This is a genomic window from Nocardioides terrigena (assembly GCF_003047265.1).
GTDB classification, from domain to species: domain Bacteria; phylum Actinomycetota; class Actinomycetes; order Propionibacteriales; family Nocardioidaceae; genus Nocardioides; species Nocardioides terrigena.
Window position 1 is genome coordinate 430,898 of sequence record NZ_PZYY01000001.1, and the last position, 18,716, is coordinate 449,613.

General features: G+C 71.0%; 12 protein-coding genes and 1 pseudogene. 9 read left to right on the plus strand and 4 right to left on the minus strand.

The window, feature by feature from the left end; all coding sequences use genetic code 11:
* Window positions 1-263 precede the first annotated feature (263 nt).
* The 3 genes from rpoB (at window position 264) to DAE25_RS02050 (ending at window position 8,522) form a co-directional block, all read left to right on the plus strand.
* Window positions 264-3,782 (plus strand): DNA-directed RNA polymerase subunit beta, encoded by a 3,519-nt coding sequence (gene rpoB, locus DAE25_RS02040; protein ID WP_056887650.1) that lies wholly within the window; start codon window positions 264-266, stop codon window positions 3,780-3,782.
* A gap of 91 nt (window positions 3,783-3,873) precedes the next feature.
* Window positions 3,874-7,749, plus strand: a complete 3,876-nt coding sequence (locus DAE25_RS02045) for a DNA-directed RNA polymerase subunit beta' (RefSeq protein ID WP_107764557.1) — start codon at window positions 3,874-3,876, stop codon at window positions 7,747-7,749.
* A gap of 92 nt (window positions 7,750-7,841) precedes the next feature.
* Window positions 7,842-8,522, plus strand: coding sequence for a DUF429 domain-containing protein (locus tag DAE25_RS02050; RefSeq protein ID WP_107764558.1), 681 nt, complete (start codon window positions 7,842-7,844; stop codon window positions 8,520-8,522).
* 21 nt (window positions 8,523-8,543) lie between these two features.
* Here DAE25_RS02050 and DAE25_RS02055 read toward each other — a convergent pair whose 3' ends face one another.
* Both DAE25_RS02055 and DAE25_RS02060 read right to left on the minus strand, forming a co-directional pair.
* A complete protein-coding gene (locus DAE25_RS02055) occupies window positions 8,544-8,909 on the minus strand; it encodes a GntR family transcriptional regulator (RefSeq protein ID WP_107764559.1) in 366 nt (121 codons plus the stop codon).
* The gene (locus DAE25_RS02060) at window positions 8,906-9,814 is read right to left on the minus strand and encodes a hypothetical protein (RefSeq protein WP_107764560.1); all 909 of its coding nucleotides are present in this window, start codon (window positions 9,812-9,814) and stop codon (window positions 8,906-8,908) included. The genes DAE25_RS02055 and DAE25_RS02060 overlap by 4 nt, the downstream gene beginning before the upstream one ends.
* Before the next feature lie 171 nt (window positions 9,815-9,985).
* Between DAE25_RS02060 and DAE25_RS02065 the strand changes: the two genes are divergently transcribed.
* On the plus strand, window positions 9,986-11,230 hold the full coding sequence (locus DAE25_RS02065) for a geranylgeranyl reductase family protein (protein WP_234410793.1): 1,245 nt from the start codon (window positions 9,986-9,988) through the stop codon (window positions 11,228-11,230).
* A gap of 82 nt (window positions 11,231-11,312) precedes the next feature.
* Window positions 11,313-12,107 carry a lysophospholipid acyltransferase family protein gene (locus DAE25_RS23685; RefSeq protein WP_107764562.1) on the plus strand — a complete coding sequence of 265 codons (795 nt, stop codon included), beginning with the start codon at window positions 11,313-11,315 and terminating at the stop codon, window positions 12,105-12,107.
* A 163-nt stretch (window positions 12,108-12,270) separates the two neighbouring features.
* Here DAE25_RS23685 and DAE25_RS23690 read toward each other — a convergent pair.
* Window positions 12,271-13,173, minus strand: a pseudogene (locus DAE25_RS23690) (acyltransferase family protein); the annotation flags it as partial.
* Window positions 13,174-13,219: 46 nt separating this feature from the next.
* Here DAE25_RS23690 and DAE25_RS02080 point away from each other — a divergent pair.
* The 4 genes from DAE25_RS02080 to DAE25_RS02095 all read left to right on the plus strand — a co-directional run bounded on the left by DAE25_RS02080 (window position 13,220) and on the right by DAE25_RS02095 (window position 17,551).
* A complete protein-coding gene (locus tag DAE25_RS02080; protein WP_107764564.1) occupies window positions 13,220-14,164 on the plus strand; it encodes an NUDIX domain-containing protein in 945 nt (314 codons plus the stop codon).
* A 122-nt stretch (window positions 14,165-14,286) separates the two neighbouring features.
* The gene (locus DAE25_RS02085; protein WP_107764565.1) at window positions 14,287-15,522 is read left to right on the plus strand and encodes a class I SAM-dependent methyltransferase; all 1,236 of its coding nucleotides are present in this window, start codon (window positions 14,287-14,289) and stop codon (window positions 15,520-15,522) included.
* Window positions 15,515-16,543: a hypothetical protein gene (locus DAE25_RS02090; RefSeq protein WP_107764566.1), complete on the plus strand. Its 1,029-nt coding sequence runs from the start codon at window positions 15,515-15,517 to the stop codon at window positions 16,541-16,543. Before DAE25_RS02085 ends, DAE25_RS02090 begins: the two co-directional genes overlap by 8 nt.
* A gap of 9 nt (window positions 16,544-16,552) precedes the next feature.
* Window positions 16,553-17,551, plus strand: coding sequence for a DNA topoisomerase IB (locus DAE25_RS02095; RefSeq protein ID WP_107764567.1), 999 nt, complete (start codon window positions 16,553-16,555; stop codon window positions 17,549-17,551).
* Between the two features lie 42 nt (window positions 17,552-17,593).
* Here DAE25_RS02095 and serC read toward each other — a convergent pair whose 3' ends face one another.
* On the minus strand, window positions 17,594-18,709 hold the full coding sequence (gene serC / locus DAE25_RS02100) for a phosphoserine transaminase (protein WP_107764568.1): 1,116 nt from the start codon (window positions 18,707-18,709) through the stop codon (window positions 17,594-17,596).
* Window positions 18,710-18,716: the final 7 nt, after the last annotated feature.

The window sequence follows — 18,716 nt, forward strand, 5'->3', positions numbered from 1 at the left end:
GCACCCGGGAGGGTGGCGGTGCGGTCCGGAGGCGGGTCGGTGCTTGACCTGTCCCCGGTCGGGGGTCATCATCGTCGGCAACGCGTGAGCGAACGGCCAGCACGACGAGTGCGGAGCCATCGACCCCGCCTTTGAAGCGAGCCCTGTGTTGCGGTAGCCTGTCACTTTGCGCCTGCCCTCATATGCCCTTCACCCTGTCAGGACGGGTGTCGCGGTGGTCGGTTGGCGATCTCTTGGATCACGATCCTTCGAAGGACACCCTCTTGGCCGCGCGCAGCTCCGCTGGTAACTCCCTGCTCAAGTCCAACCGCACCTCTTTCGCGAAGATCGCCGAACCTCTCGAGGTTCCCGCTCTCCTCTCCCTCCAGACCGACAGCTTCGAGTGGCTCGTCGGCGGAGACAAGTGGGAAGAGATGGTCGCGGCCCGTCGGGCCGCGGGCGAGGACGTGTCGGAGAAGTCCGGTCTTCAGGAGATCTTCGAGGAGATCTCCCCGATCGAGGACTTCTCCGAGACGATGATGCTCTCGTTCGACAACCCCGTGTTCGTCGACCCGAAGTACACCGAGGAGGAGTGCAAGGAGAAGGACTTCACCTACTCCCGCCCCCTCTACGTCTCCGCCGAGTTCATGAACCACGAGACCGGCGAGATCAAGGGCCAGACGGTCTTCATGGGTGACTTCCCGATGATGACCCGCAAGGGCACCTTCATCATCAACGGCACCGAGCGCGTCGTCGTGTCGCAGCTCGTCCGCTCGCCCGGCGTCTACTTCGAGCGTGCCGCGGACAAGACGTCCGACAAGGACATCTACACCGCCAAGCTCATCCCGAGCCGCGGCGCCTGGCTCGAGTTCGAGATCGACAAGCGCGACCTCGTCGGCGTGCGTCTCGACCGCAAGCGCAAGCAGAACGTCACCGTGCTGCTCAAGGCGCTCGGCTGGACCACCGAGCAGATCCGCGAGGAGTTCGGCCAGTACGAGTCGATGATGCTCACGCTGGACAAGGACACCCCGCAGACGCAGGACGAGGCGCTCCTCGACATCTACCGCAAGCTGCGCCCGGGCGAGCCGCCCACGCGCGAGGCTGCGCAGACGCTGCTGAACAACTACTACTTCAACGGCAAGCGCTACGACCTGGCCAAGGTCGGTCGCTACAAGATCAACAAGAAGCTCGGCGTGACCGAGGCCTTCGACCAGCAGACGCTGACCGTCGACGACATCGTCGCCGCGATCCGCTACATCGTCGAGCTGCACGCTGCCGGCGCGCCCGTCGAGGCGCCCGATTTCGTCGACGCCGCGGGCAACGTGGTGATGGGTCCCGACGACAAGCCCGTCAAGGTCCAGGCCGACGACATCGACCACTTCGGCAACCGCCGCATGCGCACGGTCGGCGAGCTGATCCAGAACCAGCTCCGCACCGGCCTGGCCCGCATGGAGCGTGTGGTCCGCGAGCGGATGACGACCCAGGACGTCGAGGCCATCACGCCGCAGTCCCTGATCAACATCCGTCCCGTGGTCGCGGCGCTGAAGGAGTTCTTCGGCACCTCGCAGCTCTCGCAGTTCATGGACCAGACCAACCCGATCGCGGGCCTGACGCACAAGCGTCGCCTCTCCGCGCTCGGCCCCGGTGGTCTGTCCCGCGACCGCGCCGGCATGGAGGTCCGTGACGTCCACCCGTCGCACTACGGCCGCATGTGCCCGATCGAGACCCCGGAAGGCCCCAACATCGGCCTGATCGGCTCGCTCGCGTCGTACGGACGGATCAACCCGTTCGGCTTCGTCGAGACGCCCTACCGCCGGGTCGAGAAGGGTGTCGTCACCGACAAGATCGACTACCTCACCGCCGACGACGAGGACCGCTACGTCATCGCGCAGGCCAACGCCCCCCTCGACAAGAACAACAAGTTCGTCGAGGAGCGCGTGCTCGTGCGCCAGCAGCGCGGCGAGGTCGACGCGATCCTGGCCGAGGAGGTCGACTACATGGACGTCTCGCCGCGCCAGATGGTGTCGGTCGCGACGGCCCTGATCCCGTTCCTCGAGCACGACGACGCCAACCGTGCCCTCATGGGCGCCAACATGCAGCGCCAGGCCGTGCCGCTCATCACGAGCGACTCGCCCCTGGTCGGCACCGGCATGGAGTACCGCGCCGCCGTCGACGCCGGTGACGTCGTCGTCGCCGAGAAGGCCGGAGTCGTCAAGGAGGTGTCCGCCGACGCCATCGAGACGATGAACGACGACGGCTCCTACCAGACCTACAAGCTGGCCAAGTTCAAGCGCTCCAACCAGGGCACCTGCATCAACCAGCGCCCGCTGGTGGTGGAGGGCGACCGCCTCGAGGTCGGCTCGCCGATCGCCGACGGTCCGTGCACCGACCAGGCGGAGATGGCGCTCGGCACCAACCTGCTCGTGGCCTTCATGCCGTGGCAGGGCCACAACTACGAGGACGCGATCATCCTCAGCCAGCGCCTGGTGCAGGAGGACGTCCTCACCTCGATCCACATCGAGGAGCACGAGGTCGACGCCCGCGACACCAAGCTCGGCCCCGAAGAGATCACCCGGGACATCCCGAACGTCTCCGAGGAGGGCCTGGCCGACCTCGACGACCGCGGCATCATCCGCATCGGCGCCGAGGTCACCACCGGTGACATCCTCGTCGGCAAGGTCACGCCCAAGGGCGAGACCGAGCTGACCCCCGAGGAGCGCCTGCTCCGCGCGATCTTCGGTGAGAAGGCGCGCGAGGTGCGCGACACCTCGATGAAGGTGCCCCACGGTGAGTCCGGCACGGTCATCGGCGTCCGCGTCTTCGACCGCGAGGACGGCGACGAGCTGCCCCCGGGCGTCAACCAGCTGGTCCGCGTCTACGTCGCCCAGAAGCGCAAGATCTCGGTGGGTGACAAGCTTGCCGGCCGTCACGGCAACAAGGGCGTCATCGCCAAGATCCTGCCGATCGAGGACATGCCGTTCATGGAGGACGGCACCCCGGTCGACGTCGTGCTCAACCCCCTGGGTGTGCCGCGTCGTATGAACATCGGCCAGATCCTCGAGCTCCACCTCGGCTGGCTCGCCAAGCAGGGCTGGGACCTCGACCTGCACGACGACAAGGGCTCCGCGGAGTGGAAGGACCGACTGATGTCGATCCACGCCGAGAAGTCCGAGCCCGGCACGAAGGTCGCGACCCCCGTCTTCGACGGTGCGCGCGAGGACGAGATCACCGGCCTGCTGGGTGCGACGTACCCGACGCGCGATGGTGTCCGGATGATCGACGAGACCGGCAAGGCGTCGCTCTTCGACGGCCGTTCCGGCGAGCCGTTCCCGGCGCCCGTCTCGGTCGGCTACATGTACATCCTCAAGCTGCACCACCTCGTGGACGACAAGATCCACGCGCGCAGCACCGGCCCCTACTCGATGATCACGCAGCAGCCGCTGGGCGGTAAGGCCCAGTTCGGTGGCCAGCGATTCGGTGAGATGGAGGTCTGGGCGATGGAGGCGTACGGCGCCGCCTACGCCCTGCAGGAGCTGCTCACGATCAAGTCCGACGACGTGCCCGGTCGCGTCAAGGTCTACGAGGCGATCGTCAAGGGCGAGAACATCCCGGACTCCGGCATCCCCGAGTCGTTCAAGGTGCTCGTCAAGGAGATGCAGTCGCTGTGCCTGAACGTCGAGGTGCTGTCGCACGACGGGTCGGCCATCGAGCTCAAGGACGCCGAGGAAGACGTCTTCCGGGCCGCCGAGGAGCTGGGCATCGACCTGTCGCGTCGTGAGCCGAGCTCGGTCGAAGAAGTCTGAGTGACGAGGCGGTGCGCCGGTCCCCGGCGCACCGCCCCTCCTCGGTCCCTCACCCACTGAATTTCGTACCAACTGAAGGGTTGCAGCCATCGTGCTCGACGTGAACTTCTTCGACCAGCTTCAGATCGGCCTGGCCACCGCGGACGACATCCGCACGTGGAGCCACGGCGAGGTCAAGAAGCCGGAGACCATCAACTACCGCACGCTCAAGCCCGAGCGTGACGGCCTCTTCTGCGAGAAGATCTTCGGTCCCACCCGGGACTGGGAGTGCTACTGCGGCAAGTACAAGCGCGTGCGCTTCAAGGGCATCATCTGCGAGCGCTGCGGCGTCGAGGTCACCCGCTCCAAGGTGCGTCGCGAGCGCATGGGCCACATCGAGCTCGCCGCTCCCGTGACCCACATCTGGTACTTCAAGGGCGTCCCCTCGCGCCTCGGCTACCTGCTCGACCTCGCCCCGAAGGACCTCGAGAAGGTCATCTACTTCGCGGCGTACATGATCACCTCCGTCGACGAGGACGCGCGTCACCGCGACCTGTCCTCGCTCGAGGGCAAGGTCGGCCTGGAGCGCGAGCGCCTCGAGAAGCGTCGCGACACCTCCATCGACGACCGCACCAAGAAGCTCGAGGAGGACCTCGCGGCCCTCGAGGCCGAGGGTGCCAAGGCCGACCAGCGCCGCAAGGTCAAGGACGGCGCCGAGCGGGAGATGAAGCAGCTGCGTGACCGTGCGCAGCGCGAGATCGACCGCCTCGACGAGGTCTGGAACACGTTCAAGTCCCTCAAGGTGCAGGACCTGCTCGGCGACGAGCTCCTCTACCGCGAGATGAAGACGTGGTTCGGCAAGTACTTCGAGGGCTTCATGGGCGCCACGGCGATCCAGAAGCGCCTCCAGGACTTCGACATCGAGGCCGAGGTGGAGTCGCTGCGCGACACCATCGCCAACGGCAAGGGCCAGAAGAAGGTCCGCGCCCTCAAGCGCCTCAAGGTCGTCGACGCCTTCCGCAAGACCGGCAACCAGCCCATCGGCATGGTCCTCGACGCCGTCCCGGTCATCCCGCCGGACCTGCGTCCGATGGTGCAGCTCGACGGTGGCCGCTTCGCGACCTCCGACCTCAACGACCTGTACCGCCGCGTCATCAACCGCAACAATCGCCTCAAGCGCCTGCTCGACCTCGGTGCTCCCGAGATCATCGTCAACAACGAGAAGCGGATGCTGCAGGAGGCCGTCGACAGCCTCTTCGACAACGGTCGTCGCGGCCGGCCGGTGACCGGTCCGGGCAACCGCCCGCTCAAGTCGCTGTCCGACATGCTCAAGGGCAAGCAGGGTCGCTTCCGCCAGAACCTCCTCGGCAAGCGCGTGGACTACTCGGGCCGCTCGGTCATCGTGTCGGGTCCGCAGCTCAAGCTGCACCAGTGCGGCCTGCCGAAGCAGATGGCGCTCGAGCTCTTCAAGCCGTTCGTGATGAAGCGCCTCGTCGACCTGTCGCACGCGCAGAACATCAAGTCCGCCAAGCGGATGGTCGAGCGCGCCCGCCCGGTCGTGTGGGACGTCCTCGAAGAGGTCATCACCGAGCACCCCGTGCTGCTCAACCGTGCGCCCACGCTGCACCGACTCGGCATCCAGGCCTTCGAGCCCCAGCTGATCGAGGGCAAGGCGATCCAGATCCACCCCCTCGTCTGCGGCGCGTTCAACGCCGACTTCGACGGTGACCAGATGGCGGTGCACCTGCCGCTGTCCGCCGAGGCCCAGGCCGAGGCGCGGATCCTGATGCTGTCGACCAACAACATCCTCAAGCCGTCGGACGGCCGTCCGGTGACCATGCCCTCGCAGGACATGATCATCGGCCTGTTCTGGCTGACGACCGACCGTGACGACCAGGTCGGCGACGGCCGGGTCTTCTCGACCCCGTCCGAGGCGATCATGGCCTACGACCGGGCCGAGATCACCCTGCAGAGCAAGGTGCGGATCCGTCTCGACGACATCGTCCCGCCGCTCGAGGACGAGTCCGGCGCGGACTGGGAGGAGGGCCGCTCGGTCCTGCTCGAGACCACGCTGGGCCGGGTGCTCTTCAACGACACCCTGCCGGCCGACTACCCCTTCGTGAACTACGAGGTGGGCAAGAAGGCCCTCGGCGCGATCGTCAACGACCTCGCCGAGCGCTACACCAAGGTCGAGGTCGCCGCCTCGCTCGACGCCCTCAAGGACGCCGGCTTCCACTGGGCCACCCGCTCCGGTGTGACCGTCTCCATCGACGACGTGACGACGCCGGGCAACAAGGCCGAGATCCTCGCCGACTACGAGGCGCAGGCGGAGAAGGTCCAGAAGCAGTTCGAGCGCGGTCTCGTGACCGACGACGAGCGTCGCCAGGAGCTCATCGAGATCTGGACCCAGGCATCCAACGACGTCGCCAAGGCGATGGAGGCCAACTTCGACCGGACCAACCCGATCTACATGATGGTCGACTCCGGTGCCTCCGGAAACATGATGCAGATCCGTCAGGTCGCGGCCATGCGTGGACTGGTGGCCAACCCGAAGGGTGACATCATCCCGCGGCCCATCAAGGCCAACTTCCGCGAGGGCCTGTCGGTCCTGGAGTACTTCATCTCCACCCACGGTGCCCGCAAGGGTCTCGCCGACACCGCGCTGCGTACCGCCGACTCGGGTTACCTGACCCGTCGTCTGGTGGACGTCTCGCAGGACGTCATCATCCGTGAGGACGACTGCGGCACCGAGCGCGGCCTGCCCAAGCGGATCGGTGAGCGGGGCGAGGACGGCATCGTGCGCAAGCACGAGAACGCCGAGACCGCGGCGTACGCCCGCTCGTCGGCCGTCGAGATCACCCACCCGGACTCGGGCGAGGTGCTCGCGGGCGCCGGGGACGACCTCGGCGACGTCAAGATCGGCGAGCTCATCGCGGCCGGTATCGAGGAGGTCAAGGTCCGCTCCGTGCTGACCTGCGACGCCCGCACCGGTACCTGCGCGAAGTGCTACGGCCGATCGCTGGCGACCGGCAAGCTCGTCGACATCGGCGAGGCCGTCGGCATCATCGCGGCCCAGTCGATCGGTGAGCCCGGCACGCAGCTGACGATGCGTACCTTCCACACCGGTGGTGTGGCCTCGGCCGACGACATCACGCAGGGTCTGCCCCGCGTGGTCGAGCTCTTCGAGGCCCGCTCGCCCAAGGGTCGCTCGCCGATCTCGGAGGCCGCCGGTCGTGTCGAGATCGAGGAGACCGACAAGGCCCGCAAGGTCCTGGTCACCCCGGACGACGGCTCGGAGGTCCAGGAGTACCCGGTCAGCAAGCGCTCGCGCCTGCTGGTGACCGACGGCGACCACATCGAGGTCGGCCAGAAGCTCACCGTCGGCACCGAGGACCCGCAGGACGTCCTGCGCATCCTGGGCGTCCGCAAGGCGCAGGAGCACCTGGTGGACGAGGTGCAGAACGTGTACCGCTCGCAGGGTGTGTCGATCCACGACAAGCACATCGAGATCATCGTGCGGCAGATGCTGCGCCGGATCACGGTCATCGAGTCGGGCGACACCAACCTGCTGCCGTCCGACCTGGTCGACCGTGTGCGCTTCGAGGAGGAGAACCGCCGCGCGGTCTCCGAGGGCACCAAGCCCGCCTCGGGTCGTCCCGTGCTCATGGGCATCACCAAGGCCTCGCTCGCGACCGAGTCGTGGCTCTCGGCGGCCTCCTTCCAGGAGACCACCCGGGTGCTCACGGACGCCGCGATCAACGGTCGCTCCGACAGCCTCCGCGGCCTGAAGGAGAACGTGATCATCGGCAAGCTGATCCCGGCCGGCACCGGCCTGGAGCGGTACCGGAACATCCGGGTCGAGCCGACCGAGGAGGCCCGCGCCGCGGCGTACTCCGTGACCGGCTACGACAGCTACGACTACGACTTCGGCAACGGCGGCCAGGCCGTCGCGCTGGACGACTTCGACTTCGGTTCGTACCAGAACTAATCTCGACGTAGTCACGACCGGGCCCCGGTCTCCCTCACGGGAGGCCGGGGCTCGGTGCATTTCCCGGAGTCCATCGACCTAGGCTGGCCGGCATGACGTGGCCGGCGGTGCTCGGGGTCGACGGCTGCCGGGGCGGCTGGGTCGGCGTCCGGCTGGGCGGCCCGGTCCCGATCGTGTACGTCGCGCCGACCATCGCCGAGCTGGTCGAGGCGGCCGGGCCGGGGCTGGAGTGCGTCGGCATCGACATGCCCATCGGCCTGCCCGACGACGGCCCCCGGGCAGCCGAGGGTCTCGTCCGCGTCCTGCTCGGTCGCCGTCGGTCGACGGTCTTCAGCACGCTGGTGCGGGAGGCGTACGCCGCGCCGTCGTACGCCGAGGGGCAGCTCGTGCAGCGTGCCGCTACCGGCACGGGCTTCAGCCAGCAGTCGTGGGGACTGCGGCACAAGATCCTCGAGGTCGACTCCTGGGTGCGGGGTGGAGTCCCCGTGCGCGTCGTCGAGGTGCACCCCGAGACGTCCTTCGCGGTGCTGCTGGGGGCGCCGGTGGCCGAGGGCAAGAAGAGTCCCGAGGGCCAGCAGGCGCGGCGTACGGCGCTGCGGGACGCCGGCATCGAGCCGCCGGAGCGACCGCGGCGTGGTGTCGGGGAGGACGACCTGCTCGACGCGTGCGTCGTCGCGTGGACGGCCGCCCGGGTGGCGCGCGGGGAGGCGCGGTCGCACCCGGAGGTGCCCGAGACGTTCTCCGACGGGTGGCCGGCCGCCATCTGGGCGTGATCCTCGCGCGGGACCGGCCGGTCAGGACCAGGCGTCGCGGAGCGCCCGCACCGCGTCCTCCAGGCCGACGCCCAGGCTCGCGGCGCGGTGCGCGAAGTGGCGGGCCTCCTCGCCGAGGGTGCCGGACCCGTCGGGCGGGGCCGGGGTCGCGGCCACCCGGGTGCCACCGCCCCGCCGGGACGTGACGAGCCCGGCGGCCTCCAGCTCGCGGTAGCTGCGCGCGACCGTCCCGACCGCCAGTCCCAGGTCGCCGGCGAGCTGGCGCAGGGGAGGCAGCCGGTCACCGACCCGGAGGTCCCCCGCGGCGATCATGCCCACGAGCTGGCGCCGCAGCTGCTCGTACGGCGGGGTGGGGTCGTCGAGGTCCACCCGCAGGGTGGCCGTCACCGCGAGGTCCTGGTCGCCCGGTCGTGTCGTACGACGATGCGGGGACCCACGACTGCCGAGCCGAAGCAGGCGGCGCCGACGAGCCCCGCCAGGGCGCAGACCGCCAGGAGCACGGTGCCGAGGACCGGGTACCAGTCGGGCCGGCAGTCGAGGGCCAGCAGGGCGGAGGCCATCAGCACGCCGACCGGGACGGAGGAGAACAGCGTCACGGCGGCGGTGGTCAGGAGCACGCGGCGCCCGGCCGCGCGGCGTACGGCGTCGTCCCCCGCCACCGTGGCGGCGCTGGTGCGGGCCCGGCGCGTGATCGCCACCAGGGTCGCCACCGCGGTGACGACCACGACGACGAGCGCGAGGAGCATCGGCGCGCCGTAGTACGAGCCGGGCCACGGTCCGCGCGCCTGGGCGAGGGAGCCGCACTGCGTGGCCAGCGTCCGCCCGGCCCGGCCGAGGTCGTCCGGGTCGCCCATCAGCCACCCGATCAGGAGCAGGGTCGTCAGGAGCCCGACGCCGGAGATCGCCGCCACCCGGCTCCGGGCGTCCAGGACGTCGGCCAGACGGCGGGTGCCGAGGGACGCGGTCCGCACGGAGGACCGGACGTGCGGGGTGGTGAGCTCCGCGACGCACAGGCACAGCAGCAGCACGCTGGCCCCGACCAGCGGGGCGACCGCGGCACCGACCCCCAGGCCGCTGAGGAGCACGTCCGGCACCCCCCAGGCCACGGCGTACGCCGCGACGGCGCCGGCCAGGGTGCCCGCGAGCAGCGACACCTGCGCCCGTCGGCGGAGGCGGCACACGAGGTCGCGATCGTCCTGGTCGAGGACCTCGACGGGGCGTCGGGACAGGCCCCACGCCAGGCCGGCGCCACAGAGGACGGGGATGAGCATGGTGAACAGGCCGACGAACATGGTGCCCCCTGGTGGTGATGTTTGTGCCAAGCCCTTGGCACAAACAAGTGTGGCGCCGACGGACGACTTGTGTCAAACATGCGGCACAAGAGGGCGGGGCTGGGGGATCGTCGGACAGGCCCCCGGGACGGCGGTTTCGCCGGCGTTGGGGCCACGGGGGAGAATCTCCGGGTGACCACCCCCACAGCCACCGACGTCCTCGTCGTCGGCGCCGGACCCGCCGGGTCGGCGGCCGCCGCCTGGAGTGCCCGGGCCGGGCTCGACACGGTGCTCGTGGACGCGCAGGTCTTCCCGCGCGACAAGACGTGCGGCGACGGCCTCACCCCCCGCGCGACCGGCGAGCTGCAGCGGCTCGGGCTCGAGGACTGGCTCCGCGCCCACACCGTCAACCACGGGCTCCGCGCGCACGGCTTCGGCCAGACCCTGCTGCTGCCGTGGCCCTCGCAGCCGGGCAGCAGCCTGCCGTCGTGGGGGTCCGCGGTCGCCCGCACCGAGCTCGACGACCACCTGCGCACCGTCGCCATCAAGAGCGGCGCGCTGGCCCTCGACGGTGTCCGCGCGGTCGACGTACGCATGGAGGGGTCGCGGGTCGCCGCCGTCGTGTTCCGCCGCGGCGAGGAGACCTTCGAGATCGCCTGCCAGCGGCTCGTCGTGGCCGACGGGGTCCGCTCGCCGCTGGGCAAGCTGCTGGGCCGCGAGTGGCACCGCGACACCGTCTACGGCGTCGCCGGGCGGGCGTACGTCGCCTCCGAGATGTCCGACGACCCGTGGATCAGCTCGCACCTCGAGCTGCGTGGCGAGGACGGCGAGATCCTCAGCGGCTACGGCTGGATCTTCCCGCTCGGCACCGGTGAGGTGAACATCGGCGTCGGCACCCTGGCCACCGCGAAGCGACCTGCCAACATCGCCGTCAAGCCGCTCATGTCCTACTACGCCGACCAGCGCCGCGAGGAGTTCAGGCTCTCCGGTGAGCTGCGGGTGCCCACCTCGGCGCTGCTGCCGATGGGCGGTGCCGTGTCCCACGTCGCCGGGGACAACTGGGCGCTGATCGGCGACGCCGCCGGCTGCGTCAACCCGCTCAACGGCGAGGGCATCGACTACGGGCTCGAGACCGGCCGGTTCGTGGCCGAGGCGATGGCCGCGGGGGAGCACCTCGGCACCGTCTGGCCGGGAGTCCTGCGCGAGCACTACGGCGAGGCCTTCTCGATCGCCCGCCGGCTGGCCGGCGTCGCCACCGTGCCGCAGGTCGTCGCGGCGCTCGGCCCGGCCGGGATGCGGTCGGACTGGCTGATGACGCTCGCGCTGCGCTGGATGGGCAACCTCGTCGACGACGACGACCGCGACCGGGCCGCCCGGGTGTGGCGCTGGGCGGGGCGGCGCTCGATCGCCCGCGACGCGCGGCCCCCGTTCGCCTGACACCTGCCTCACGACGCGCGGCCGCCCGGGATACCCTGCCGCCCGGCCGATCCGCGGCCGGTGTCCGGAACGAAGAGGGTGCATGAGCGAGGCCTGCTACCGGATGACCAACGCCCTGGGCCGGGCGGCGTTGCGGGTGCTGGGGATCGACACGCACACCTCCGGCGCGGAGCACCTCCCCACGAGCGGGCCGGTGCTGATGGCGGCGACCCACGTCAGCTATCCCGACTTCCTCTTCCTCGAGAAGGCCGCGATCGAGCGGGAGCGCTACGTCCGCTTCATGTGTCGTCACGACGTGTGGGACGTCCCGGGCGTGCGGGCCGCCATGGACCGGATGAAGCACGTGCCCGTCGATCGCGAGGCGCCCGCGGGGGCCTACCTGAGGGCCAGGCGGCTGCTGCACGAGGGTGAGGCCGTGTGCGTGTTCCCGGAGGCCGGGGTCTCGTACTCCTACACCGTGCGCTCGCTGATGCGCGGCGTCGCGAGCCTGGCTCGGGAGACCGGAGCCCCGGTGCTCCCGGTGGCCCTCTGGGGCAGCCAGCGGATCTGGAGCGTCGGGATGCCCGACGACCTCGGCCGTCCGCCACGACCGAGCCTCGCCCGCGGGCGCCGGGTAGACGTCGCGCTGGGGGAGCCCGTCACCGTGGCGCCCGGGGACGACCTCACGGAGTGGACGCGGGACCTCGGTCGTCGGATGACGTCGCTGCTGGAGGGGCTGCAGGGTCTGCCCCACCACCGGCAGCGACCGGGGGAACGGGCCACGTGGCACCCGGCCCACCTGGGTGGAGCGGCTCCGAGTCGACGCGAGGCGGAGGAGCTGGACTCGGTGCCTCGCTCGGCGGTGCCTCCGACGTGGGGTCCGCTGCCCCTGCCGTAGGGGCCTTCGTGGCCGGGCCCGCAGCGGGAGCAGCAGGCGCTGCGGCCGGGGCGGTCGACCCGTGTGCGCGGTGGCGCCGGGACTCCAGCCAGCCCAGCGGGTTGGTGAACGGCTCGAGCACCCGGCGCACGGGCGGGCTGGCCAGCAGCAGCGCGAGGGCGATCGCCCCGAGGATCGTCAGCACCAGGCCGAGCGAGGGGTAGGACGCGGTGAACTCGGGCCAGCCGAGCGCCTTGAAGGTCTTGATCACGAAGCCGTGGAAGAGGTAGATGACCATCGTGGCGCCGCCCATGGTGGTGAACCAGCCGAGCGAGCGGCGCGGTACCAGCGACATGGCGGCGAAGGCGCCGAGCAGGCCGACCATCATCACCGTCAGGCGGGTCTGGAAGGCGATCTCGTTGTCGATCGGGAGATCGTTGTAGCCCGTGTCGTACCAGAGCAGCGCGGTCTCGGCCCACGTGTCCGTGTAGACCGCCATGACCCCGATGCCGATGAGCATCGGCACGGCGGCGACCCGCACCCAGACGTCGTCGAGGTGCGCGAGGTGGCGCGGCTTGAGGTGCAGGCCGAGCACGAAGAACGGCAGCAGCCCCAGGAAGCGCGGGAACATCAGCGCCTCGGTGTCCCAGAGGCCGCCGGCCAGGCTGACGATCACGGACAGCGGCAGGAAGAGCCAGTGCAGCTTGAGGATCGGGGTGACGAGGCGCCACATCAGCAGCACGATGAGGTACCACATCGTCCAGTGCGGCTCGATCCACAGTGGCCCGGTGACGTTCTCGTCGACCACGATCCGGCGGTAGTAGAAGAGCGCCGGCTCGAAGATCAGGTAGGGCACCAGCAGCGTGTAGACCAGGTTCTTCATCCGGCGCCGGTCCCACTCGAACGACTTCGACAGGTAGCCGCTCACGAAGACGAACGCGGGGATGTGCCACAGGTAGATGAAGTCGTAGACCCAGTGGCTGCCCTGGGTCGCCTCGACGAGACCGATCGCGTGGCCGACCACGACGAGGGTGACGAGCACCATCTTGGTGTTGTCGAGCCATGGGTCTCGTTGCGCGGGTGCCACGGGGTGAGGCTACGGCAGACGACCCCGCTCATGGCAGGTTGGTGCCATGGCCTCTCTCCCCAGACGACAGCGCGTGGCGGCGTACGCCGTCATCCTGCGGACCCCGGCCTCCTCCTCGGGACCCAGCACCGCCGGCGGCGCCGCAACCGACCCCGAGATCCTGCTGTGCCGGCTCGCGCCACGCATCAGCCGCCAGGAGCTCTGGACGCTCCCGGGCGGCGGCCTCGACCACGGCGAGGACCCGCGTGACGCGCTGCTGCGCGAGATCGTCGAGGAGACCGGCCTCGAGGCCGTCGTCGGGGACTCGGCGCGCGTCTACAGCGCCCACCTGCCGCGGGCCTCGCGCGACGGGGTGCTGACCGACTTCCACGCCCTGCGGATCGTGTACGACGCGTGGGTGCCCGCCGACGCCCCGTCACCGCGGGTCGTGGAGGTGGGCGGCTCGACCGTCGAGGCAGCCTGGCACCCGGTGTCGGCCGTGGAGTCGGGCGCAGTGCCGGTGGTGGCCACGGTGACCGAGGCGCTCGCCGACCACCGGCCGTTCCGCCTGCAGCGGGTCGCGGCGTACGCCCTGCTCCGGCGCGACGACCGGGTGCTGCTCACCCGTCTCTCCGGGCGGGCCGCGCACCCCGGCGCGTGGACGCTGCCCGGGGGCGGCCTCGACCACGGCGAGGCGCCGGTCGCGGCCCTGGCCCGCGAGGTCGCCGAGGAGTGCGGTGTCGCCTGCGAGGTCGGCGACCTGCTCGGGGTGCACGACGCGCACTTCTCCGGGACGTCCCCGAGCGGCCGGTGGGAGGACTACCACGGCGTCCACCTGGTCTTCGCGGCCACCGTGCCCGACGACGCCGAGGCGCGGGTCGTCGAGGTCGGTGGCACCACCGACGCGGTCGCGTGGGTCCCCGTGCGCGACGTCGAGTCGGGCGCGGTGCCGGTGCTCGACGTGGTCACCTACGCCCTCCGGCTCGAGCCATCGCGTTTGGGTGGGGCGTGAACCACCGCCCTACGATGAGGGCATGAACCCCCGTCAGCGTCGACTCGTCATCCCGGTCGCGCTGGGGGCACTGCTCCTGATCGTCCTCGTCGCGTCGTTCCTGTGAGCCGGGGCGACTGACCATGGCCACCGAACCCCTCCTGCGGGCCCTCTCCCGGATGCGCGGGCACCTGCTCGACCCGGAGTCGCTGGTGCGCGCCGTGGCGTCCGGCGCCCAGCGCGGCGGCCGGGTCCCGGAGGTCGCGGGGCGTCCTGTGCGTCGTGTGGAGCTGCGCTACGTCGACCTCAAGGCCGGGCGCCACCTCCAGGTCACGTCGTACGACGACACCCAGGCGCACACGACCAACGTCGCCGCGGGCGAGGCGGCCAAGGTCGCGGTCGACGACCTGCTCGACCAGCCCTTCGGCAGCTGGCACGTCGACACCACCACCCAGACCCACCAGGTGCGGGCGACCAAGAAGCTCGAGGCGGTCACCCACACCCAGGACCGCGCCGCACCCGTCGAGGCGGAGCGAGGGCACGACAAGGCCAAGCAGCGCCTGCTGCCCGAGGACGACCCGGTGCTCCGGGCCCTGGGCATCTCCGACGCGCAGGGCCGGATCAAGCCCACGCGGCAGGCGAAGTACCGCCAGGTCGAGGAGTTCCTGCGCCTGCTCGACGCGGCGATCGGCGACGCGCTGGCCAAGGGACAGCTGCGCACCCCGACCGAGGACGACCCGCTGCGCGTCGTGGACCTCGGCTGCGGCAACGCCTACCTGACCTTCGCCGCCCACCGCTACCTCTCGGCGGTGCGCGGCCTCCCGGTCCGCGTCACCGGGGTCGACGTCAAGCAGCAGTCGGCCGACCACAACACCGCCGTCGCCGCCACGCTCGGCATCGACGCCGACTTCGTCGTCGGCACCATCGGCGACGCGGTGCTGCCGCAGCCGCCCGACGTGGTGCTCGTCCTGCACGCCTGCGACACCGCGACCGACGACGCGCTGGCCCGGGCGGTCGCGTGGGAGTCGGCCCTCGTGCTGGCGGCCCCCTGCTGCCACCACGACATCGCCGCGCAGCTGCGCAAGGCGCCCACGCCCGCGCCGTACGCCGCGCTCACCCGGCACGGGATCCTGCGCGAGCGCTTCGCCGACACCCTCACCGACGGGCTGCGCGCGGCGATCCTGCGCCTGGTCGGCTACCGCGTCGACGTGGTCGAGTTCGTCGGGAGCGAGCACACGCCCCGCAACACCCTGCTGCGCGCCACCCGGACGGGCAAGGCCGTCTCCGGGGGCAACCTGCGACGCGAGTACGACGACCTGGTGGCCACGTGGGGAGTGCACCCGCACCTCGACGAGCTGCTGGGCCTCTCCCGTGACTGACCTCCGTCGCCGGGTGCTCACCGTCGCGGCGGGGGCCGCGGTCGCGGCGCCCTTCGCGATGGGGCTGGCCGCCGGCGCGGAGCCGGACGACGGCCGGGTGCTCTTCACCTTCGCGGACCCGGAGGTCGTCGAGTCCAGCGGGCTGGTGGCCGCCGGCGACCGGGCCTGGACGACCAACGACTCCGGGGACACCGGCCGGGTGTTCACCGTCGACAGCACCACCGGCGAGACCGTGGGCGTCACCTACTGGGCCGACGGCCCGGTCGACGTCGAGGCGCTCGCCCCGGCCGGTCCCGGACGGGTCTGGGTGGGCGACATCGGCGACAACGCGGCCGCGCGGGACTCCATCCGGGTCACCCGGGTGCCGGTCGGGGACGGGGACCGCACGGTCGACGAGGAGACCCTCGACCTCGTCTACCCCGACGGGGCCCGGGACGCCGAGGCGCTGCTGGTCCACCCCACGACGGGTCGCCTGCACGTCGTGACCAAGGGCGTCTTCGCCGGCGAGGTCTACGCCGCGCCCCCGGAGCCGGCCGACGACGCGCCGAACCAGCTCGGCCTCGTCGGGCAGGTCGTCGGGCTGGTCACCGACGGCGCGTTCTTCCCCGACGGTCGCCACGTGGTGCTCCGCACCTACTCGCGCGCCACCGTCTACACCTTCCCCGACCTGGAGTCGCTCGGCTCGTGGGACCTGCCCGCGCAGCAGCAGGGCGAGGGGATCGCGGTCACCCCGGAGGGGGGCCTGCTGATCAGCAGCGAGGGCCAGCGCTCGGAGGTGCTCGCGGTGGGGATCCCACCGCGCATCGAGCGGGCGATGGCCGGGACGACCCCCGCCGCCACCGCCCCGACGTCGACGTCGTCGTCGGCCTCGTCGTCGCCGCCCGGCCCGTCCCCGGACGGTGGCACCGTCGCCCAGGACGTGTTCACGCCCCCGGACGCGGACGCCTGGCCCTGGGCGGTCGGGGGAGTGGTCGGGGTTCTGGCCCTGGGGGTGCTGTGGAGGAGCCTGAGGCCCCACTAGCCTCACCGCATGCCACGCCTGCGCCGCACCGCTCCCGACCAGCCGGGCTGGACCCGCAGACGTGCGGGCAAGGGCTTCACCTACCTCGACCAGCACGGGAACCGCCTCGCAGCCGAGGACGTGCTGCGCTGCAAGGAGCTCGTCATCCCGCCGGCGTGGGAGGACGTGTGGATCACGCCGTACGTCAACGGCCACCTCCAGGCGGTCGGTACTGACGACGCCGGGCGGCGTCAGTACCTCTACCACCCGCACTGGCGCGCCAGCCGGGACGCGGCGAAGTTCGACCGGATCATCGGCTTCGGCAAGGCGATGTCCAAGGCCCGCGAGCGGGTGCTCACCGACCTCGGCACCGAGGGGATGACCCAGGAGCGGGCCTGCGCGGTCGCCGTGCGGCTGCTCGACCTCGGCTACTTCCGGATCGGCAACGACGTCTACACCGACACCAACGGCTCCTTCGGCCTCACCACCCTGCTGCGCGAGCACGTGACCAAGCGTCGCGGCAAGCTGACCTTCTGCTTCGTCGGCAAGTCCGGCGTGGAGCACTGCATCGAGATCGACGACGAGCCGACCATCGAGGCCCTCGACGTGATGCGGGCCCGGCGTGGCGGCGGCGACCGGCTGCTCGCCTGGAAGGACGGCCGTCGCTGGCGCGGCCTCGACTCCGGGCAGGTCAACGACTACGTCCGCGAGGCGACCGGCGTCGAGGCCACCGCCAAGGACTTCCGCACCTGGCACGCCACGGTCATCGCGGCCGCCGCGCTGGCGGACACCGACGAGCCGGGCGAGACCAAGGCGTCGCGCAAGCGGGCCGTCGCCGCGACGATGAAGGAGGTCTCCGAGTTCCTCGGCAACACCCCCACGCTGGCCCGGACGGCGTACGTCGACCCGCGGGTGGTCGAGGCCTACGAGCACGGGAAGACGATCCGGGTGCGGTCGTCGTACGACACCGCCGACGCGCGCCAGGCTGCTCTCGAGCGCGCCGTGCTGCGCCTGCTCAAGGACGCCTGAGGCGGCCGCGACGAGGTCGCGGCCGCCACTCGGACGTCCGGGTCAGAGGCGCTCGACCACGTGGTCGATGCAGGCGGTGAGCTTCTCGACGTCGCCCGGGTCGACCGCGGGGTACATCGCGATGCGGAGCTGGTTGCGGCCCAGCTTGCGGTAGGGCTCGGTGTCCACGATGCCGTTGGCCCGCAGGACCTTGGCGATCGCCGCGGCGTCGATGGCGTCGTCGAAGTCGACCGTGCCGATCACCAGCGAGCGGTGGCTCGGGTCGGTGACGTACGGCGTCGTGTACGACGTCCGCTCGGCCCAGCCGTAGAGCGCGTCGGAGCTGGCCGTGGTCCGCTCGACCATGCCGGCGAGGCCGCCCTGGGAGTTCATCCAGTCCAGCTGCTCGGCCATCAGGAAGAGGGTGGCGACCGACGGGGTGTTGTAGGTCTGGTTCTTGGCCGAGTTGTCGATGGCGGTCGGCAGGTCGAAGAACGCCGGGACGTGCCGGTCGCTCGCCGCGATCTCGGCGGCGCGCTCGAGCGCCTTCGGCGACATCAGGGCGATCCACAGCCCGCCGTCGGAGGCGAAGCACTTCTGCGGGGCGAAGTAGTAGGTGTCCACCTCGGCGAGGTCGACGGGCAGGCCGCCCGCGCCGGACGTGGCGTCCACGAGCACGATCGAGTCGTCGTCGACGGGCCGCACGACCGGGGCCATGACCGCGGTGGAGGTCTCGTTGTGGGCCCACGCGTAGGCGTCGACGCCCTCCTCGGCGACCGCCTCGGGACGCGAGCCCGGGTCGCTGGTGATCACGGTCGGGTCGTCGAGCCACGGCGCCTGCTGGGCGGCCTTGGCGAACTTGGAGGAGAACTCGCCGAAGCTCAGGTGCTGGCTCTTGCGCCGGATCAGGCCGTGGGTCGCGATGTCCCAGAACGCCGTCGCGCCGCCGTTGCCGAGCACGACCTCGTAGCCCTCGGGGAGGTCGAAGAGGGACGCGAGGCCCTCGCGCACGCGGCCGACGGTGTTCTTCACCGGCGCCTGGCGGTGCGAGGTGCCCATCAGCGTGCTGCCGGTCGCGGCCAGCGCGTCGAGGTGGCTGGTCTGGATCTTCGACGGGCCGGCACCGAAACGGCCGTCGGCGGGCAGGAGGTCGGTGGGGATCTGGATCGCGTCGTTCACGGGAAGG

What these genes read in the sequence shown, in the direction of transcription:
- DAE25_RS02050 (WP_107764558.1), top strand. Translation starts at nt 7,842, where the DNA reads ATGACGTGGCCGGCGGTGCTCGGGGTCGACGGCTGCCGGGGCGGCTGG.
- DAE25_RS02060 (WP_107764560.1), bottom strand. Translation starts at nt 9,814, where the DNA reads ATGTTCGTCGGCCTGTTCACCATGCTCATCCCCGTCCTCTGTGGCGCC.
- DAE25_RS23685 (WP_107764562.1), top strand. Translation starts at nt 11,313, where the DNA reads ATGAGCGAGGCCTGCTACCGGATGACCAACGCCCTGGGCCGGGCGGCG.
- DAE25_RS02080 (WP_107764564.1), top strand. Translation starts at nt 13,220, where the DNA reads ATGGCCTCTCTCCCCAGACGACAGCGCGTGGCGGCGTACGCCGTCATC.
- DAE25_RS02085 (WP_107764565.1), top strand. Translation starts at nt 14,287, where the DNA reads ATGGCCACCGAACCCCTCCTGCGGGCCCTCTCCCGGATGCGCGGGCAC.
- DAE25_RS02095 (WP_107764567.1), top strand. Translation starts at nt 16,553, where the DNA reads ATGCCACGCCTGCGCCGCACCGCTCCCGACCAGCCGGGCTGGACCCGC.